The sequence below is a fragment of the Caballeronia sp. GAWG1-1 genome, from assembly GCF_023631465.1.
Classification (GTDB): Bacteria; Pseudomonadota; Gammaproteobacteria; order Burkholderiales; family Burkholderiaceae; genus Caballeronia.
Map to the genome: position 1 here is coordinate 159,281 of NZ_JALQDB010000016.1, position 18,966 is coordinate 178,246.

General features: G+C 60.0%; 16 protein-coding genes. 3 read left to right on the forward strand and 13 right to left on the reverse strand.

Going from position 1 to position 18,966, the window contains the following annotated elements:
• Window positions 1-78: 78 nt before the first annotated feature.
• The 3 genes from NCT03_RS11040 to NCT03_RS11050 all read right to left on the reverse strand — a co-directional run bounded on the left by NCT03_RS11040 (window position 79) and on the right by NCT03_RS11050 (window position 3,200).
• The gene (locus tag NCT03_RS11040; protein ID WP_250492650.1) at window positions 79-828 is read right to left on the reverse strand and encodes an ABC transporter ATP-binding protein; all 750 of its coding nucleotides are present in this window, start codon (window positions 826-828) and stop codon (window positions 79-81) included.
• 1 nt (window position 829) lies between these two features.
• Entirely contained in the window at window positions 830-1,609 is a 780-nt protein-coding gene (locus NCT03_RS11045; protein WP_250492651.1) for an ABC transporter permease, read from the reverse strand.
• A 172-nt stretch (window positions 1,610-1,781) separates the two neighbouring features.
• A complete protein-coding gene (locus tag NCT03_RS11050; RefSeq protein ID WP_250492652.1) occupies window positions 1,782-3,200 on the reverse strand; it encodes a DUF2142 domain-containing protein in 1,419 nt (472 codons plus the stop codon).
• A gap of 150 nt (window positions 3,201-3,350) precedes the next feature.
• On the opposite strand from NCT03_RS11050, the gene NCT03_RS11055 reads away from it, so the two are divergent.
• Both NCT03_RS11055 and NCT03_RS11060 read left to right on the forward strand, forming a co-directional pair.
• Window positions 3,351-4,298, forward strand: a complete 948-nt coding sequence (locus NCT03_RS11055; protein ID WP_250492653.1) for a glycosyltransferase family 2 protein — start codon at window positions 3,351-3,353, stop codon at window positions 4,296-4,298.
• Window positions 4,299-4,300: 2 nt separating this feature from the next.
• On the forward strand, window positions 4,301-4,702 hold the full coding sequence (locus tag NCT03_RS11060) for a GtrA family protein (protein WP_250492654.1): 402 nt from the start codon (window positions 4,301-4,303) through the stop codon (window positions 4,700-4,702).
• 18 nt (window positions 4,703-4,720) lie between these two features.
• Here NCT03_RS11060 and NCT03_RS11065 read toward each other — a convergent pair whose 3' ends face one another.
• From NCT03_RS11065 to rfbB, 7 genes are all read right to left on the reverse strand, one after another.
• Window positions 4,721-6,532, reverse strand: coding sequence for a glycosyltransferase family 2 protein (locus NCT03_RS11065; protein WP_250492655.1), 1,812 nt, complete (start codon window positions 6,530-6,532; stop codon window positions 4,721-4,723).
• Between the two features lie 19 nt (window positions 6,533-6,551).
• The gene (locus NCT03_RS11070) at window positions 6,552-10,040 is read right to left on the reverse strand and encodes a class I SAM-dependent methyltransferase (RefSeq protein WP_250492656.1); all 3,489 of its coding nucleotides are present in this window, start codon (window positions 10,038-10,040) and stop codon (window positions 6,552-6,554) included.
• Between the two features lie 235 nt (window positions 10,041-10,275).
• On the reverse strand, window positions 10,276-11,217 hold the full coding sequence (locus tag NCT03_RS11075; RefSeq protein ID WP_250492657.1) for a glycosyltransferase family 2 protein: 942 nt from the start codon (window positions 11,215-11,217) through the stop codon (window positions 10,276-10,278).
• A gap of 21 nt (window positions 11,218-11,238) precedes the next feature.
• Window positions 11,239-12,123, reverse strand: coding sequence for a dTDP-4-dehydrorhamnose reductase (rfbD, locus tag NCT03_RS11080; RefSeq protein ID WP_250492658.1), 885 nt, complete (start codon window positions 12,121-12,123; stop codon window positions 11,239-11,241).
• Window positions 12,120-12,671: a dTDP-4-dehydrorhamnose 3,5-epimerase gene (gene rfbC, locus NCT03_RS11085; RefSeq protein ID WP_250492659.1), complete on the reverse strand. Its 552-nt coding sequence runs from the start codon at window positions 12,669-12,671 to the stop codon at window positions 12,120-12,122. Before rfbC ends, rfbD begins: the two co-directional genes overlap by 4 nt.
• The gene (gene rfbA, locus NCT03_RS11090; RefSeq protein ID WP_250492660.1) at window positions 12,656-13,549 is read right to left on the reverse strand and encodes a glucose-1-phosphate thymidylyltransferase RfbA; all 894 of its coding nucleotides are present in this window, start codon (window positions 13,547-13,549) and stop codon (window positions 12,656-12,658) included. The genes rfbC and rfbA overlap by 16 nt, the downstream gene beginning before the upstream one ends.
• A 10-nt stretch (window positions 13,550-13,559) precedes the next feature.
• Entirely contained in the window at window positions 13,560-14,621 is a 1,062-nt protein-coding gene (gene rfbB, locus NCT03_RS11095) for a dTDP-glucose 4,6-dehydratase (RefSeq protein ID WP_250492661.1), read from the reverse strand.
• 365 nt (window positions 14,622-14,986) lie between these two features.
• Here rfbB and NCT03_RS11100 point away from each other — a divergent pair, with 365 nt between their 5' ends.
• A complete protein-coding gene (locus tag NCT03_RS11100; protein ID WP_250492662.1) occupies window positions 14,987-15,853 on the forward strand; it encodes a symmetrical bis(5'-nucleosyl)-tetraphosphatase in 867 nt (288 codons plus the stop codon).
• On the opposite strand, the gene NCT03_RS11105 is transcribed toward NCT03_RS11100, so the two are convergent.
• The 3 genes from NCT03_RS11105 to NCT03_RS11115 are packed head-to-tail and all read right to left on the reverse strand — an operon-like array spanning window position 15,813 to window position 18,959.
• Complete coding sequence (locus NCT03_RS11105) at window positions 15,813-16,628, reverse strand: lysophospholipid acyltransferase family protein (RefSeq protein WP_250465469.1); 816 nt, start codon at window positions 16,626-16,628, stop codon at window positions 15,813-15,815. The two genes, NCT03_RS11100 and NCT03_RS11105, sit on opposite strands and share 41 nt — an antisense overlap.
• Window positions 16,629-16,643: 15 nt before the next feature.
• Entirely contained in the window at window positions 16,644-17,921 is a 1,278-nt protein-coding gene (locus NCT03_RS11110; protein ID WP_250492663.1) for a dihydroorotase, read from the reverse strand.
• A 9-nt stretch (window positions 17,922-17,930) separates the two neighbouring features.
• Window positions 17,931-18,959 carry an aspartate carbamoyltransferase catalytic subunit gene (locus NCT03_RS11115; protein WP_244826104.1) on the reverse strand — a complete coding sequence of 343 codons (1,029 nt, stop codon included), beginning with the start codon at window positions 18,957-18,959 and terminating at the stop codon, window positions 17,931-17,933.
• Window positions 18,960-18,966 lie beyond the last annotated feature (7 nt).

Sequence of the window (18,966 nt, forward strand, 5' to 3'; positions counted from 1 at the left end):
CAACGTTTGCCCTGCCGTTCAAACCAAGAGAGAGCTAACGCAAGCGCACGCTCTCACACGGCAAGACACCTCGACGATTTAGTTCACGCTCGCCTCATACGCTGCCAGCACTCCATCCGTAGCGCCGAACATGCGGACGTGGCCACGGTCCAGCCAAAGCGCTTTCTCGCAGGTCTTGCGGATGACGGCATTATCATGAAGCGCCAGGACGACGATCTCAGAGCGTTCGTGCAATTCAGCTAGTCGGCGGTTGGCTTTTTCCTTGAAAGACGCGTCGCCCACCCCCATCACCTCGTCCAGCAGCAAAATGTCCGCGTCGACAGCCGTGGAGATGGCAAAGCCAAGTCGAACCCGCATTCCACTGGAGTAGGTGCGGATCGGAAGATCGAGAAAGCTGTCGAGGTCCGAAAACTGAGCGATCTCTTCCTCTTTCTCGGCGATTTCCGCATCGCTCATTCCGAGCAATAGACCGCGCAACCGGATGTTCTGACGGCCCGTCGAATTCTCGTCCATGCCAAGACTGATATCCAGCAACGGAACAATCTTTCCATGCGTTTCCACCACACCGGACGAGGGCGCATAAATGCCCGCAAGCACGCGAAGGAGAGTTGACTTCCCCGCTCCGTTATGTCCAACAAGTCCAAGACGGTCACCCGTTTCGATGCGAAACGACAACTCGTTGAGTGCGCGGAGCATGACCGTCTTGCTCTGCAGATCAGCGTTCGGTTCACGATTGCGAAGCGAAGAGATTCTCTTTTTTAATGAACGGCTCTGAACGTCGTAGATCGGCAAATCCAGCGACGCATTTTTCAAATGGATATATGCCATGTCAGACCCAGTAAGGAATACGCTTCTCGTAACGGCCAGTGAAGAACAAAGCGACGAGCCAGCCGATCACAGCCATTCCAGCGCTGACTATCCAGGTCAGCAAACTCGGGAAGACGCCGATGAGAGGACCGCGCACGAGTTCGATCATGTAGGCAAGAGGATTGAACTCCACGATCCATGCAAATCGATTCAGCGACGTCGGTCTGTAGATGATGGGCGTTACATAAAATGCAACCTGCAGCAGCGCCGCAATGATCTGCGGCAGATCCCGAAACCGCGCCGATATGAGCGCCGCCAGCATGGCGATCCAAGTGGCATTGAGAACGAAGAGGAGGAAGCCCGGCACGATTAGTGGCAGCGCGCGGTAGTCGCGCACTCCAAAGATAGCCAGCAACGCCAGGACGATTATGAAGTTGTGTCCCAAAATGATGATATTGCGCCACAGCACCTGAAGAACGAAAACGAGGCGCGGCGTGCGGATCTGCCGGATATATGTCGCGCTATTGATATAGGCCTGCGCACCCTCGTTGATCACGGACGAAAACATTGTCCAGAAAACGAGGCTCACCGCCAGAAACGGCAGGTAATCGTGCATGTCCTGACCGAACAAGGTGCCGTACACAAGTCCGATGGACGTCACCATGACGCAGGTGCTGACCGTGAGCCAGAACGGCCCAAGGCGTGAGCGGGCATACCGCTGCCGGATTTCAAGCCAGCCGAGAAGCATCCAAAGACGCCATCGGACTAGGCTTTCGCGCAGATCGGAGATTGCGACGTACATGCGTGATTTTTCTCTTAAAGGAAAAGCGATGCCGCAGCGGAACGCGCGACAAACGCGCATTGTATCTGAAGCTTGTGCACCAAAGCCCACCCCGTTGCAGGAGGTTACACGTCTAACCTATCACCGCCCCTCGTCCAGGGTCCGTACGAGCTAATCCTTTGTCCTCGATCGATCACTGCAGATAGAAACGGTTGATGATCGTCGTCACGATCTGCTCAAACGTAAAGAAGGGCAAGGCTAGCACGATGACGGTCAGGAGCTGCCGCGTGATGACCATGCCCTTCCACTCGCGCCCCTTGGTCGCAACAAGCTTCGGCATCGCGAGCGCCAGCAGCGGCACGAGCGCTGTAAGGTAGCGGCCCTGCACGCCCTCGACCACCATCTGCCCGACCGGAGTCCATGTCAAATAGAGCGCCGCGAAAGTCAATGCAAAGCCCACAAACATGGGTACGATCAACATCAGTCGCATTGTGTTGCTGCCGCGGTCGAGCGGATCGCGATCCAGCGACCCCGCAATCAGCGCAACGACACCTGCGACGCTAGCCGTCGAATAGAACGTTCCAGCGAGTGGCGCATCGAGCCAGCCCAATACGCCGATGAAGCTATCACGATAGAACGACGCATTCGCGTGCATTGTGTCGAACGCGATTTTAAACACCGCCGCAGGGTGATGTACCAAGAAATCGAGCTGGCCGGGCACCGAGCGCGGCGGCGCTGCCGGCGTCCATGCGGGTGACTGAAACACTTTCATCGCAATGAGGCTGGCTGCACCGGTTGCCACCGCAACCACGAAGCGTGTCCAGAAACGATAAGTGCCGTCCGTGGATACACACATTCCCGGGTAGAAAAGCAGAAGTACGAGCGCGCCATAGGGCGGCCGCGCTGATGCGCAAACTGCAACAGCAGCACCGAAGATCCACCGCCAACGGCCCTGAAATGCTTGTTGGAGAGCGACGAAACGTTCGAAATGTGCAATGACCAGGAAACACAGCGGGATCATCACGACTTCCTGGCTGACGGACGCCGAGATCATCAGCGTAGTCGGAAGCAATGCAACAAATAAGATGAAGCGCGCCGACCGGCGCGCAACGCCTAACGACGTCGCTGTGATTAGCATGCTCACTAACAAGCCGACCAGGCAGGTCAGTTTGTAGGTGTTGACGACCGTCATGTGAAGGGCGCGGCCGGCCACGACGGCAAGGGCCTGCGGCAGATAGGCGAACACCGGATAAATCGCTGTATTTGGAAAGCCCGTATTCACAAGCTCGCCGTTCCACTGGAGCGGCGCAATGGCGTCAGCCATCGCACGACTCGCCTTGATGTCGGCGCGCGCTTCCATCGGCTCGTAGGTGACCGCGAATTTGACGGCGTTCGCATCGATTTGCCCGCCCGAGGTGCCGTCAAACCGATAGGCTCGCCACTGGCCTTCCGATATCTGAATGGCCCGATAGAAGTGATTTGCGGCATCGGGCGTCTGGAAAGGCGGCGTTGCAAAGACCAGAAATAAGCCGATCGGCATGGCGAAAAAGACATACACCTTCCACAACGGAAGCCGTTCGAATGCAGCGAAAAGCGTTTTGATTGATTGCATGTCTCACTCAGGCGGACGCGGCTTCGCAGCCGCACCGTAGGCTTGAAAAAGACCCGGATTGTACCGAAACCGCCGGCTACTAGTTCGCGATGACCTGCGTATACAATACGCGTCAATCCCCTCGCCAATATGACGAACATTCCAGACATTATGCTCGATCGTTATCCGGGCCTGCGCGTGGCCGTCGTCATTCCCTGCTATAACGAAGCAGCCGCAATCGCAACTGTCGTGCGCGACTTCAGGCAGCACTTGCCCGACGCTTCCATCATTGCGTTCGACAACAACTCCTCCGATGGCACCGCGGACATCGCACGCGCTGCCGGAGCGGAGGTCATCACGGTGCCGTTTCAGGGCAAGGGCAATGTCGTGCGGCGCATGTTCGCAGACGTCGACGCAGACGTCTACGTCATGGCCGATGGCGACGCCACTTATGATGCCACCGTCGCGCCCGAACTCATCGACACTCTGATCCGCAACAAGCTCGACATGGTCGTGGGCTCGCGTCTGAGCGACGAACAGACGGCGTATCGGTTGGGGCATCGCTTCGGCAACGTCATGCTGACGCAATGCGCGGCGACCATTTTCGGCAAGACCTTCAAGGACATGTTATCGGGCTATCGCGTATTCTCGCGCCGCTATGCAAAGACCTTTCCCGCGCACTCGAAGGGCTTCGAGATCGAAACGGAACTCGCCGTGTACGCACTGAGCATGCGCATGCCCGTTGCGGAGATCGTCACGGATTACAAGTCGCGTCCGGAAGGGTCGGAGAGTAAGCTCAATACATACCGCGACGGCTTCCGCATCCTGATGACCATTATGCGGCTGTTCAAATCCGAGAAGCCCTTCGCTTTCTTCACGACGGGCTTTGCAATCTGCTCGCTTCTCTCTATCGCGTTCGCCATTCCGGTGTTCGAAACCTTCATTGAGACCGGCCTTGTCCCGCGCATTCCGACAGTCATTCTGAGCAGCGTGTTGGCCATGATCGGCGCCATCCTTCTGATCTGCGGCATCGTGCTCGATACCGTCACACACGGGCGCAACGAAACCAAACATCTCGCTTACCTTTCGATTCCGGCTTGGGAAACGAAAGAGGACTGATCATGGGTTCACAGTTTCTGCGTTTCGCGATCGCAGGCGGCGTCGGTTTTTTGGTCGATGCAGGCGTACTCTATGTCATGCTGCATCTTGGTGCGGGTCCCTATCTCGGACGTGTCGTCTCCTTCTTGTGCGCGGTCGTCGCGACCTGGCAGATCAACCGGCGCATCACGTTCACACCGGGGGCGCATCGTTCGATCCTGCGCGAGTTCTATCAGTATCTGCTTGCGATGATCGGCGGAGGCGCGTGCAACTATGCAGCCTACGTGCTCGCCCTCCGTCTGTTGCCCGCGCATGCATTGACGCCGCTTGCAGCCGTCGCGGCCGGATCGGTCGCCGGCATGGTGGTGAATTTCGTGCTGGCGAAGCTGTGGGTCTTCCGGCACGGCGAGGCCAAACCGCGCTGACCGTGCAAGCGTTCCGGCTTACCCGAACAGACCGACGCGCGGCGGAAATGCAAGATCAAACGTCGCGCCCGGTTTCTGAGCGTCGAGTGCGAGATTCGGGTTATAGGCAGGATCGCGAATCGGTGTTACCAGCGCATGTGCATCGCCGGAAGGGCGTTCATGCGCGTGAATGGTCACAGCGGCGCGCGGCACGAACACATTGCGCAGCCCGAGCCCAGCGATGCGCCGGCTCAACGAGACATCACGGTCGAAGCGCCCGCCGCCCGGCACAGTGAAGCCGCCCGCTTTAAGGAAATGAGTGCGCCTTACTACCGCGCACGACCACGACAAAGCCGATACGCTTTGTATTAGCATCGCGCGGCCGAAGTAACCGAGGCTGCGGCGCGCGATCCCTGCGTGGATCGGCACACCGCTATCTTTGGAGGTCAGCACCAGACCGCCAGCAAAGAGCATCCCATCTGGCTTCCATAACGACGCTCCCACGGCCCCAACGCCCTCGCGCGTGGCGAGCTTCATCAGTTCATTCAGCCACGTGGAGTCCGCAACTTCCACACGTTCGTCGACAAAACAAACGTAGTCGTCGTAGATGCTGTTCACGATATGATCAAGCGATGTCCCCCACTGCACATTCGGAAACAACGCGGCCAGCCGCTCGAGATCTGCGTCCGCCACGATCGACACGCGCAGCGTCGCATACGCGGTGCGTGACACGATGCTCGCCACACAGCGGCGCAAGGCATTGATATCACCGGCATGTTCGATCAGCACGTGAACCGTCGGCAGCGCAGCGGGCAAGCGATAGTCGATCCGCACAAAGGGAAAATCGGTCTGCGGCGCAATGGCCGTGGCATCCACAGCGGTTTCGCGCAGATGGTCCGTGACTGCCTGCAGGCTCGCCACGACGGAGTACGGCTTTTCTTCCACGCTGACCGCCGTGCTGCCCTCGATCGTTCTCCAGTGATACAAAACGTGTGGAATGTGCGCGACCGCCGCGTTGCCCGCCACTCGCAAACAACGCAAGATCAGATCGTGGTCCTGACTGCCTTCGAGGCCACGACGAAAACCGCCGGCCTCGCGCATCAGACGTGTTTCGAACACGCCGAGATGCGAGAACACGTTGTACTGAAGAATCAGTTCCGGGTCCCAGTCCGGTTTGAAATGCGGTGTGTGGCGGCGTCCGTCTTCAGAAACCTTGTCTTCATCGCTATAGAAAAGCCGCGCGTTGGGATGCGCACGAATGTACCTCGCTACCGTGCCCAGGGCGTGACGCGGCAAGATATCGTCGTGGTCGAGCAAGGCCACAAACGATCCACGCGCAAGCTCGAGTGCGCTGTTGCTCGCTTCGGAGATATGGCCATTCACCGGCCGGTACGTCACGCGAATCCGCTCGTCGCGGCGGGCAAATTCTTCCAGCACGGCGCGCACGTGCACAGCGGTCGAGGCATCGTCTGCAATGCACAGCTCCCAGTGCCGATAGCTTTGGCGCAGCACTGACTGGATCATCTCTCGCAAGTGCCGCTCCGGCGCGTTGTACACCGGCACGACCACCGAAATGAGCGTGTTGATGCCTGCATCTTCCAGTTCGAGCGAAAACGCTTTCATTGCGGCATCGTCGGGCGTGTCATATGCAGCTACCCACTGCGGATAGCGCACGGCCTCGCGGGTCATGCCGCGGATGCGCCACGCCGCGCCGCGCAATCCTTCGCGGCGAACCATGCGCAGCGTCGCGCGCACCGCCGACGCCATACCACCTGAATCGCGCACCTTGGTCAATGCGCCATGCAGACGCTGCCCGACTCGCAAGAGGCGGTTGTTATTCCGTTTATTCATGATTACACCTCGCACGCACTCAGAACGGCGAAGTCCCGGCCACCAGCGGTTGTTCCGCGCATTCGGTCACGCTCTTGAGCAACGCGTGCAGCTCAGTTGCCTGTTCGTCGAAAACGCGAATCTTGTCCTTGTACGGGTTCTGATAACCCTCCAACCTGCGCCGATCGTCGAGCAAGGCCGTCATCGCTGCCACTAATTCCGCCGGATCATCGTTCAGCGGGATGATCTGTCCGTTCTCACCCGGCACGATGTCTTCCACCGCCCCGCCCGCGTCCGTCGAGATGACCCACACATCACGGATGAGCGCTTCGCGTACCGTCATGCCGAAGCTCTCTTTGCATTGGGTGGGGAACAGCAGCACATCGATACTGCCGAAGAATTCGTCGATGGTTTGCTGCGTATACGCAGGCACCACGTGCAATTTGCCCTGCACTTTCCACGTGTGCACCTCGATCGTGCGCAGACCCAGATTGCTTGCGTTGTCCACGACGGTAAGTTCGTAATCCGATCGATTCAGCCGTTTGAAGGCGTCTTTCAGCAGTTGTGATCCTTTGATGGAAGTTTCTCCGCCAACGTAGCCGAAGCGCAGCGGCCGCCCCGATGTCGGCGTGTGTGCGACCCATTTGGCGGGAGCCATGATGCCGTTCCTGTTGAGTACAATCTTCGCCGGATCGAAACCGTTTTCAGTGTACAGGCCAACGAAGAATTCGCTCGGCGCCAGCAGCATGGACGCAGATTTCAGAATGTCGTGCAGACGGAACTGCCGATACGTATTCAGGCCGGCGTCGTCGACGCAGGTCGAACAAACATTCAGATCGATCTTGCGCTGGAAGCAGTAGCGCCGTTCGCCAGTAATCATGAACTGTCGCCCGCAGATCCACCAGGCATCGTGCAGCGTCACGACATACGGGATTTTCTCGTCCTGGCACACCTCGGCAATGCTCGCGCCGATGCCCTGAATGCTGTGCAGATGCACCACGTCCGGCCGCACTGCACGCACCGCCTCGCGGAACGAACTGACCGACTTCGGATTTTCAAACCCGTAGGCCGGATCGCCTTCGACTGGAAGGCCCATGCCAAACACCCCGCCCGCATGCGCTTCGTAGCGCACCAGCGTGTACGCCTTCACCTGACTCGTCGGCAGCGACGTGAACATGAAGTACTCCATGTCTGCCGTGGCGTTGATGCGCGAAGCCATCGCTTCCGCGATGATGGTTGCGCCACCGAAGCTGCGTGGCTCAAAATACACGTTGACGCCGAGCACGCGGAGCTTTTTCTGTTGCTGCTGCGGCTGGTACGGCGCGAGCACCGGCGCGACCTGCCGCTCCGAGATCGCCTGCGGCGAGTAGTCGGACATGACGTGATCGTAGGCGCGCTCGGCCATGTCGCGGCGCAGCCCGGCGTCACCGATCAGGGCGAGCAGTGACTCGCTCCAGGCTGCGGGCGTGCCCGCGAGAAATCCGGTGTCGCCATGACGGATCGCGGTCTTGAATGCGGCGGCGGGCGAGCAAACGGACGGCAGCTTCACGACCGATGCTTCGAGATATTTGATGTTCGACTTGGCATCGTTGAAGATGCTGTTTTCGAGCGGTGCGATACTGACGTCACATTCCGCAAGACGCCCAAGATAATTTGCATAGTTCGACGAAGGCAGGCGCTCGATCTGCGACGCGACTTCCGCGAAATCTTCCGGCAATCCCAGTTCACCGATGATCCGCAGCTTTACATCAGGCCGCTGCCGCAACACCATCTTGATGCCCGCTGCCGCGACGCGGAAATCCGCATCGTGCGTCTTGGTTCCCGAGCCATAGACGATACGCAGGAATTTGTCCTTTTTGCGCCGCGTGGATGCATTGATCGTGTTTGCCGTGCGGACCGTTTCAGCGTCGAGTGCATTCTCGATCACAAAAGTCTTCTTCACGCCGGCCTCAAGCATGGCCTCCGACAAACCCTGAGTCGAAGCAATGCTGTAATCGCAAGCCAGCATGGCCGATCGGTACAGCGGCACGCCAGAAAGCACGCCGCGTTTTGCTTCGAGACCGACGTCTTTCAGATTCGAATTCAGGATGTACTTTTCAGCATCGAAGATCAGATCGTCGACTTCCCAGAACGTCACAAGACCGAGCACCCTGGCCTGTTCGATCATGGCCATCGGACCAGGAAACCCGGGCACGCGGTAGAAAATCACCATCGAGTGCGTCTGCAGCAGATCCATGCACGTCTGTGTATCTGTCCAACTCGCGACCGAGCAGTCCACGCCAAGGCTCTCGACCATCCGCTGCTTTTGCGTCACTCGATATTTCAAGCACTGCGGAATGCTGGTCTCGGCGATGATCAGCACGCGGAAAGAAAGCTGCTCAAGCGCCGGGCGAAGCGGCAAACTAAATTCGAACCGCGGCGTGACCAGCGCGGTGCCCAGCCCGGATCCTCCGCGAAGCATGCCCGCGACGCCGCGCTGTCGCGAGATATCGATGATCTTCTGAAGCGTGGATTGCCAGCCGTTCTGATTCACAGAACTGAGGACGATTGCCGAAAGCTGCCCCACGCGTCCCAGCGCGGTGCGCGGACGGCGCATCGACATAGCCGCGGCCCGGACGGGCGCAGTCAGCCGCCACGACGTGGAAGCGCGCAGCGCCGTCACATCGTCGTTCGCGCGCCGGTAGGATTCGGTCGCGAGCTTGCGGGCGTCCCGCTCCATGTCCAGTTCTCTTTCGAGATCATCGGCGCGTTCGGTTTCGTCGTTCAGGCTGTGTTCCAGACGGCCCTGCTCCTCGGCGAGATCCGCCAGTTCGGCCTTATCCCGGTCATGTTCGGCCTTCTGCCGATCGTGTTCGGCGCTCACGCTGGTCAGCGCGCTCGTCGTCCGGCGCAATTCATCGACGTGCTGGTCCAGCGCGGCACACGTTTCGTTCAGCATCTGCTGCAGCGTGATGGCACGGCCCAGTCGCGAATACGCTTCACGAGTCTCGCTGATCGCGACGTCCTTCGCATCGACCAGCGAGCGCAGCCCACCCGGAATCTCGGTACCGACAGCGAGCACGCCGAGACCGAATCCATGCAGAAACTCGAAGGACGGATAGCGCCGGCTCAGTTCGGCCCAGCATTGCCAGACACCGAAATCGCGTTCGCGGACGTTCGTGTCATGGAACAGAACAACGCCCTTATTCGACATCTTCGGAAGCCAGGTTTCAAAGTCGTGACGCACGCTGTCGTAGTCGTGCAGGCCGTCAATATGCAACAGGTCGATGGAGCCGTCCTGAAAGTGTTCGAGAGCCTCATCGAAAGTCGAGCGGATCAAACTCGAAAAAGTCGGATACGTTTCCTGGTTGTATTGGGAGAGCTCCAGGAAAACGGAATCGTCGTACTTTCCAGCGTGAGAATCGCCGCGCCACGTGTCCACGGCATAGCAACGCGTCAGCAAGTTGAGTCGCTCGACGGCCTGACACCACACGCCGTACGAGAAGCCGTTATGCGTGCCCAGTTCAACAAGCGTTCTCGGTCGCAGCACGCTTACTAACCAGAATGCGAAAGGAGCATGTTCCAGCCATGCCGAGCGAACAATGCGCGCCGGCCACCAGAACGACTCGGGCCTTAACAGGTCGACACTCTTCGTCTGCGACCGGCGTTCCATTTTTCAATCCCCAAAGTAAGTTGAGTCGTATTTGTAGCCGGAACCCTTCCGGCTACAAAACAGTTGTGTAAATTAGGCGACGCGACCCCACACGCAGCAAGGACACTTTCGCTCAGCGCGCCCGAAGCGGTCCGAGCCTACCCCGCACACCGTCCGCGATCCCGGCGACGGCCATCGAGACATGGCGCCAGCGCGGTCTCAAGAACAGCGCATAGATGACCAGTCGGACGGGCATCTTCACGAGTTCACTGGACTTCCAGGACCAGGGAATGTCTCGCCGAAGAATGAGCGACACCGCATTTCTAAACAGGTAGTAGTGACGCGTGGCGCTATGCGACGGATAGGCCCGGCCGAAGACGCGCACAGGTTCGCCGCCGAGCGAGTGGCGCATATGAACCCACGGAATTCCGTAGAGACTGAAGCCCCTGCGCTTGGCCCGCACGCACCACTCCAAATCGACAAAATCAATGAACAGATCATCTTGGAGCGGTCCGATTTGCCGCCAGAAGCGCAGATTCACGCACGAACCCGAACTGATGAGAAAGTCCGTGTCCAGCGGCGCGGGACCGAGCGCGGGAACCCGCAGCAGGCGGCCGAGGCCGAAACGCACGAACGGCGTGGGAACGCCGCCGCCAAGACGTTCATCGACATATGCGGGGCCGACGAGCGCCACGCGAGGATCGGCGCGCAAAATGTCCGTCATGGCGCGCGGCAGCTCGGTCAGCAAGTGGTCATCAGGTGCGCTGTCCTGATCGAACAGCAGTGCCATGTCACAACCTAATTGGAGCAAGCGCGCAACGCCCCGGTTCAGCGCCGTGGCGATCCCTTCGTTCTTGCCGCTGGGAAGGTAATCGATTCCGGCTTCCAGCCGTTTGCCGAAGTCGTGCGCCGTACGCTCCGTGTTGTCGATCACGACGCAACGAATGCGCTTCGCCAACTCGTTCGCATTACGAATGCAGGTTTCGTCGGGATGGTAGAAAACCACTACCGCACCGACGCGCAAGTTCACGTTCACGTGCGCAGAAAAATCACCGTCGGATTGCGCGATTGCCATCTCTGCATCCAGCGCGAAGCACTAACGGGCGAGGCACAACGAAAGCGCGTCGCGCCAGTCGGGTGCTTCGACTCCAAAGGTTTCGCGCAACTTCATGGCCGACAATCTCGAATTTGATGGCCGCACGGCAGGCGTTGGATAAGACGATGCCGGAATGGGTTTCACGTTCGGCTTCTTGTCGAGCGCCGATAGTTCGAAGATTGCCTGCGCAAAGCCATGCCACGACGTTGAGCCGCCGGCAGTCAGGTGATACGCGCCCGACTTCTGTGCCCACCAATCTTGGCCTTGGCCTACAGCCTGAGCCAGCACATTCGCCGTCAACGCCGCGATGGTCACCGACCACGTTGGCGCACCGACCTGATCCGCGACGACGTTCAATTCATCGCGTTCGGCACCGAGCCTCAACATGGTAAGGAGGAAATTCTTGCCGCGTGTGCCGTACACCCAGCTAGTCCGGAATATCAGGTGATCACAGCCCGATGCCGCGATAGCCTGCTCACCAGCCAGTTTGCTCTTGCCGTAGACGTTCCGCGGGTTCACCGAATCGTCTTCGACATACGCGCCGTCTTTCGTTCCATCGAACACGTAATCGGTCGAGTAATGAACAAGCGCCGCGCCAAGGCGCCTTGCTTCTTCCGCAAGCACGCCGGGCGCCTCGCCGTTAATGCGCATCGCAGCGCCGACATCGGACTCGGCTTTGTCGACTGCCGTGTAGGCCGCTGGGTTCACGATCAACGACGGCTTTACATCGCGCACGACGCGACGGACTTGGCCGAGGTCGCTGAGATCGAGGCCCGCGCGGTCCAGCGCGACCACCTTACCCAGCCCCTGAAGGCTACGCGCCAGCTCAAAACCAACCTGACCGTTCACACCGGTCAAAAGAATCGTCCGTCGATCGGCGCTCACGCAAACACCTCGGCTTCGCTCAAACCCTTCCCCGCCGCGTCCTTCGCCGCCAACAACGGCTCAAAGTCAATCGGCCACTCAATACCAATCTCCAGATCATTCCAGACGATGCTTCTCTCGTGCGCCTGATACCAATAATCCGTAGTCTTATAAAGAAATTGGGCCGTCTCCGACAACACGACAAAGCCATGCGCGAACCCCGGCGGCACCCACAACTGCCGATGATTCTCTTCCGACAGATTCACGCCTACCCACTTGCCGAAGTTCGGCGAACTCTTGCGGATGTCCACCGCCACATCGAACACTTCGCCTTCGACCACGCGCACGAGTTTGCCTTGCGGGTGCTGAATCTGATAATGCAAGCCGCGCAGCACGCCCTTTGCCGAACGCGAATGATTGTCCTGCACGAACTCGACGCCCGCTTCGACTTGTTCCGCGAACTCACGGCCATTGAAGCTTTCGTAGAAGAAGCCACGTGCATCGCCGAATACCTTCGGTTCGATGATCTTGACTTCGGGCAGCGCCGTAGCAGTTACTTGGATGGCCATGCGACTTGGTCCTTCGGAAGATTGAGCAGATATTGACCGTAAGCGTTTTTCGAGAGCGGCTTGGCAAGCGCCAGCAACTGCTCTTCGCCAATCCATTCCTTGCGATATGCGATCTCTTCAGGACAAGCCACCACGAGTCCCTGCCGCTTTTGCAGCGTCGCGATGAACGTGGCAGCTTCGATCAGCGAATCGTGCGTGCCGGTGTCGAGCCACGCATAGCCACGTCCCATGATCTCGACATCGAGCTTTTTGTCCGCGAGATAACGCGAATTTACGTCTGTGATTTCGTACTCGCCACGCGGCGACGGCTTGATGTCGGCTGCAATATCGCACACCTTGTTGTCGTAGAAGTAAAGACCCGTCACCGCGTAATTCGAACGCGGCTTCGCGGGCTTTTCCTCGATCGACAGCGCGCGGAACGTTTGGTCGAACTCAACCACGCCATAACGCTCGGGATCATGCACGTGATAGGCAAACACAGTCGCGCCCTCGGTGCGCGCGTCCGCACTTTCGAGCTGCTTCGCGAGATCGTGACCATAGAAAATGTTGTCGCCGAGAATAAGCGCGGACGGATCGTTGCCAACAAAGTCACGGCCGATGACGAACGCCTGCGCGAGGCCATCCGGCGACGGTTGCACCGCGTACTGGATATTCATGCCCCACTGACTGCCGTCGCCGAGCATTGACTCGAAACGCGGCGTATCTTGCGGCGTCGAGATCACGAGCACGTCACGAATGCCTGCGATCATGAGCGTGGACAGCGGATAGTAGATCATCGGCTTGTCGTACACGGGCAGGAGCTGCTTCGACACCGCATGCGTAATCGGATAAAGCCGCGTGCCGGAGCCGCCGGCGAGAATGATGCCCTTGCGCGCCATTGTCAGTTCCTCACGCGCGCTGCGCGTAGTTCGTCTCGACCCACTTCCGATATTCACCGGAAGCCACTTCGTCAGCCCACGCCTGATTGTCCAGATACCACTGAACCGTCTTCTCGAGCCCCGTTTCGAACGTCTCCGCAGGCTTCCAGCCGAGCTCGCGCTCGAGCTTGCGCGCGTCGATAGCGTAGCGGCGGTCATGGCCCGGACGATCCTTCACATACGTGATCTGATCGCGATACGAACCGCTCGTCTTAGGCTTCAACTTGTCGAGCAAATCGCACAGCGTATGCACGACTTCGAGGTTCTTTTTCTCGTTCCAGCCGCCGACGTTATACGTCTCGCCAAGCGCACCGCGCGCCAGCACTTCACGAATAGCCGAACAATGGTCGCCCACGTAGAGCCAGTCGCGCACGTTCTGACCATCGCCATAAACGGGAAGCGGCTTGCCGCCGAGCGCGTTCGCGATCATCAGCGGGATAAGCTTTTCCGGGAATTGGTACGGGCCGTAGTTGTTCGAGCAGTTGGTCGTGACAGCCGGCAAGCCGTATGTGTGATGATATGCGCGCACCAGATGATCCGAACCGGCCTTCGTAGCCGAGTACGGGCTGTTCGGTGCGTACGGCGTGGTCTCGGAGAACTGTGCATCAGTTGCGGACAGCGAGCCGAACACTTCGTCGGTCGAAACATGCAGGAAGCGGAAGGCTTGCTTCTCGGCTTCAGGCAGCGCGCTCCAGTACTGGCGCGTGGCTTCGAGCAGAACGAATGTACCGACCACATTGGTCTGAACAAAATCTGCCGGGCCGTGGATGGAGCGGTCTACGTGACTCTCGGCGGCAAAGTGCAAAATGGCGCGGGGCTTGTGCTTCGCGAGCAGTTCGTCCATGGCCGCGCGGTCGCAAATGTCGGCACGCGCAAACACATGACGGGCGTCGCCCTTGAGCGACTGAAGCGTTCCGAGATTCCCCGCATACGTCAGCTTATCGACGTTCAAAACGGGTTCGTCAGAGCCATTTAGCCAATCCAACACAAAGTTGGCGCCGATAAAACCAGCACCGCCCGTCACGAGAATCATAGAAGCCCTCTTCACCGCTCACAGTTTTGCTCGACTGAAAGCGCGCTCGAATTATGGAAAAAATTGCGTATTTCGCGCGATGTGCGCCTTCCAGCGAAAACATTGACCGATTGTCACCAATCTTGATTCGCCGGATGCCCCACTTTGGTAAGCCGTCAATTATAAGGCCACCAAGTGCAAAAACTACACGGCTAACAACTTGATACAGCTAGCGATTATCGATTACAAGCGAATCCCGCCGCGTCGTCACGCGCGTAGTAGAAGGTTCGCGGAATGCCTGATGAAGCGGCAGCCAAGTCGTTATCGCCTGTTTCATAATGCTCGTTATCCGACGCCGCGCGTCCACCGTCTCACTTTTTCCATCGATGACCGACGTCACCAACGCCACCGTAATTCGCGCTAGCTCCGCCCCGCTCGTCTTCGGCGACCTGCAAGGTTGCTGCGATCCCTACCATCGACTGCTGAAAAAAGCCGCGCCCGATGCCGATACGCCTCTCTGGTTCGCAGGCGACCTCATCAATCGCGGACCGAAGTCGCTGGAAACGCTGCGCGAGATCATCGCGCTCGGTTCGCGCGCCACCGTCGTCCTCGGCAATCACGATCTGAATCTGCTGTCGGTTGCGGCCGGCCTGCGCAAGCCGAAGAAAGGCGACACGCTCGACGACATCCTCAACGCACCCGACGTGGCTGACCTGATCGAATGGGTACGCCACAAGCCCGTTGCGCACTTCGAGGACGGCGCGCTCATGGTTCACGCTGGCGTGCTGCCGCAATGGGACGCGACGATGACGCTCGAACTCGCGCACGAACTCGAAAAAGCGTTGCGCGCGCCCGACTGGAAAGCGACGCTCGCCACGCTGTATGGCAACGAGCCGCATCGATGGGATGAGTCGCTCACCGGCGCCGACCGCCTGCGCGTGACTTATAACGCGCTGACACGCATCCGTTTCTGCACCGCCGACGGCGCGATGGAATTCGCCAACAATGGCGGCCCGGATGCCGCGCCGCCCGGCTATCTGCCGTGGTTCGACGTGCCCGGCCGCAAGACGCAGGACGTGACGGTGGTGTTCGGACACTGGGCCGCGCTCGGTCTGATGGTCCGCAACGACGTGCTGTGTCTCGATTCAGGCTGCGTCTGGGGCAACAAGCTCTCAGCGGTGCGGCTAACCAAAGACCCGGCTCAGCGCGTGATCACGCAGGTGAGTTGCGCGATGAAGCCGAAACAGCGTTGAGCGATTCGGCGAGCGGCACGAGATCAGCCGCCGTTGCCGCGCCGCCACGCATGGTGTCGAGCGCGGCGAGAATCGCGGCCTGGGCTTCACTCGCAAGCAGACGGCGGTCAGCGCCCGGCGCGAGCGGATTGCACACATAGAGATGCGCCGTGAGCGGCGTCGCGTTCAGAAGCGCGTCGAGGGAGTCGCTCAGCGTCATGTCGCCGATATACGCCGGCGCGAGCGACTGCTTGCCGTGCGCATCCTCGTACATGATGCACACCGGCTGCACCGGACACGATGCCGACACCGCCGCCTGAAACATGTTCGCGTGGAACGGCAGGAGCGCCTGACCATCGCTGGTGGTGCCTTCGGGGAACACGCACATCATCTCGCCCGCGAGCAGGCGGTTCGAGAGTTCATGCATGATGCGCTTTGCGTCGCTACGCTTCTCGCGCTGTACGAACACCGTGCCCAACTGATGCGCGAGCCATCCAACAACCGGCCAGTTGCGAATCTCCGCCTTCGAGACGAACGGCGTCGGCCGCCATGCATTGATGACGTAAATGTCCATCCACGAAACGTGATTGCCGACCACCAGCACGCCGCGATCGAGCCGCGCTTCGTCGTTGTGCACGACGAGTTTCATGCCGGACAGACGCAGCATCTCAAGCGACCACGCGCGATTCATCGCGCTCCGCTCATCCACCGATGCGCGCGGAAAACGCCGCGCGACGACCCACATGCCATACAGCAGATGGACCAGAAGCCGCAGCTTGCGTAATGCCTGGTTCATGCGCGACTCGTACGCTTAACGGCTTTCGTAAGCCAGATGACCGCCGACGATCGTCGCGCGCACACGCGCCGGCAACTCGTAGCCGAGGAACGGCGAGTTGTGGCCCTGGCTCTTGAGCTTCTTCGGATCGACGCGCCACTCGGCGGCGGCATCGAACACGCACAGGTCGGCGAGTGCGCCCACGGTAATGCGTCCGGCCGGCAGCTTCAGCACGTCGGCGGGCGCGGACGTGATGCGCGCCAGCGCCTTCGCGAGCGGCAAGTTGGCTTCGTGCGCCCACTTCACCGTCAGCGAGAGCAGCAGTTCGAGGCCGGTCGCGCCCGGCGTGGCTTCGGCGAAAGGCAGGAGCTTTTCGTCGTCGTCGAGCGGCGTGTGATCGGAACAGATTGCGTCGATGGTGCCGTCCGCGAGACCCGCGCGTATTGCTTCGCGGTCGCGTTGCTGACGCAGCGGCGGATCGAGGCGGAACTGGGAATCGAAGTAGCCGATATCCACGTCCGTCAGATGCACGTGGTTGATCGTGACATCGCACGACACCGCGATACCTTCGGCCTTCGCCGCGCGCACGAGCGCGACGCCCGCCGCCGACGACAGATGCGACAGATGCACACGCGCGCCCGTCACGCGCATGAGTTCGAAGATGGTATGCAGCGCGATGGTCTCCGCCGACACCGGCACGCCCGACAGCCCAAGCCGCGACGCCACCGCGCCGCTTGCCGCCACGCCGCCCTTCGCCATGAACGCGTCTTGCGGACGCAGCCAGACGGTATAGCCGTAAGTGGTCGCATACTGCAACGCGCGCAGCATCGTGCGCGTATCGACGATAGGGTTATCCGCCTGCGAAAAGCCGATGCAACCCGCCTCGGTCAACTCGACCATCTCGGTAATCGCCTCGCCCTTCAGGCCGACAGTCAGCGCGCCCAGCGGATAAACATGCGCCTGATGCAGCTTCTGCGCGCGAAACTTGAGCATTTCGACGAGGCCGGGTTCGTCGAGCGTGGGATCGGTGTCGGGCGGACAGACGAGGCTCGTCACGCCGCCCGCCATTGCCGCGGCCATTTCGGATTCGAGCGTTGCCTTGTGTTCGAAGCCCGGTTCGCGCAGACGCGCCGCGAGATCGACGAAACCCGGCGCGATATGCAACCGGTTGGCCGCGATGACCTTGGCCGCGTGAAAGTCGGCCGGTGCGTCGCCAATCGAAACGATGCGGCCCGCCGCGATGAACACGTCCTTGCGCGCTTCCGTGCCCGCAATCGGGTCGATGATCGTGCCGCCTTGAATCTGGATCTTCATGTCGCGTTCTTAGTCACTGTTGCCGGCCACGATGCCCATGACCGCCATGCGCACGGCGATGCCGAAGGTCACCTGATTGAGAATCACCGACTGCGGGCCGTCGGCCACTTGCGAGTCGATTTCCACGCCGCGATTCATCGGCCCCGGATGCATCACGATGGCATCGGGCGCGGCGAGCGCAAGACGCTCGGGCGTCAGTCCCCAGCTCTTGAAATACTCCTGCGCGGAAGGCAAGAGCGCGCCGCTCATGCGCTCGTTCTGCAGGCGCAGCATGATGATGACGTCGACGCCCTTCAAGCCTTCGTCGAGGTTGTGGTAGACGTGCACGCCCATCTGGTCGAGATTGCCGGGCAAAAGCGTGCGCGGCCCGATGGCCCGCACTTCCGGCACGCCGAGCGTGGTCAGCGCGTGAATGTCCGAACGCGCGACGCGCGAATGCAGGATGTCGCCGACGATCGCCACGCGCAGCTTGGTGAAGTCGCGCTTGTAGTGGCGAATGGTGTACATGTCGAGCAGGCCTTGCGTCGGATGCGCGTGACGGCCATCGCCTGCATTGATCACGTGCACGTGCGGCGCGCAATGCTCGGCGATCAGATACGGCGCGCCGCTCGACGCATGACGCACGACGAACATGTCGGCATGCATGGCGGAGAGATTGTTGATGGTGTCGAGCAGGGATTCACCCTTGCTCGTCGACGACGCGTTGATGTTCAGGTTCAGCACGTCCGCCGACAAACGCTTGGCCGCGATCTCGAAGGTCGTGCGGGTACGTGTCGAGTTCTCGAAGAAGAGGTTGAACACCGACTTGCCGCGCAAAAGCGGCACCTTCTTCACTTCGCGATCCGTGACGCTCACGAACTGCTCGGCGGTATCGAGAATATGCGTGACGACGGCGCGCGGCAGTCCTTCGATGGTCAGCAAGTGCTTCAGCTCGCCGTTCTTCGTGAGCTGCGGATTGCCGCGTAGAAAGCCGTAGCGGAACTTGTCGGCGGCAGCGGGCGCGCCTGCATCGGCGGAACCCTGAGTGGCGGTGTTCATGATGATC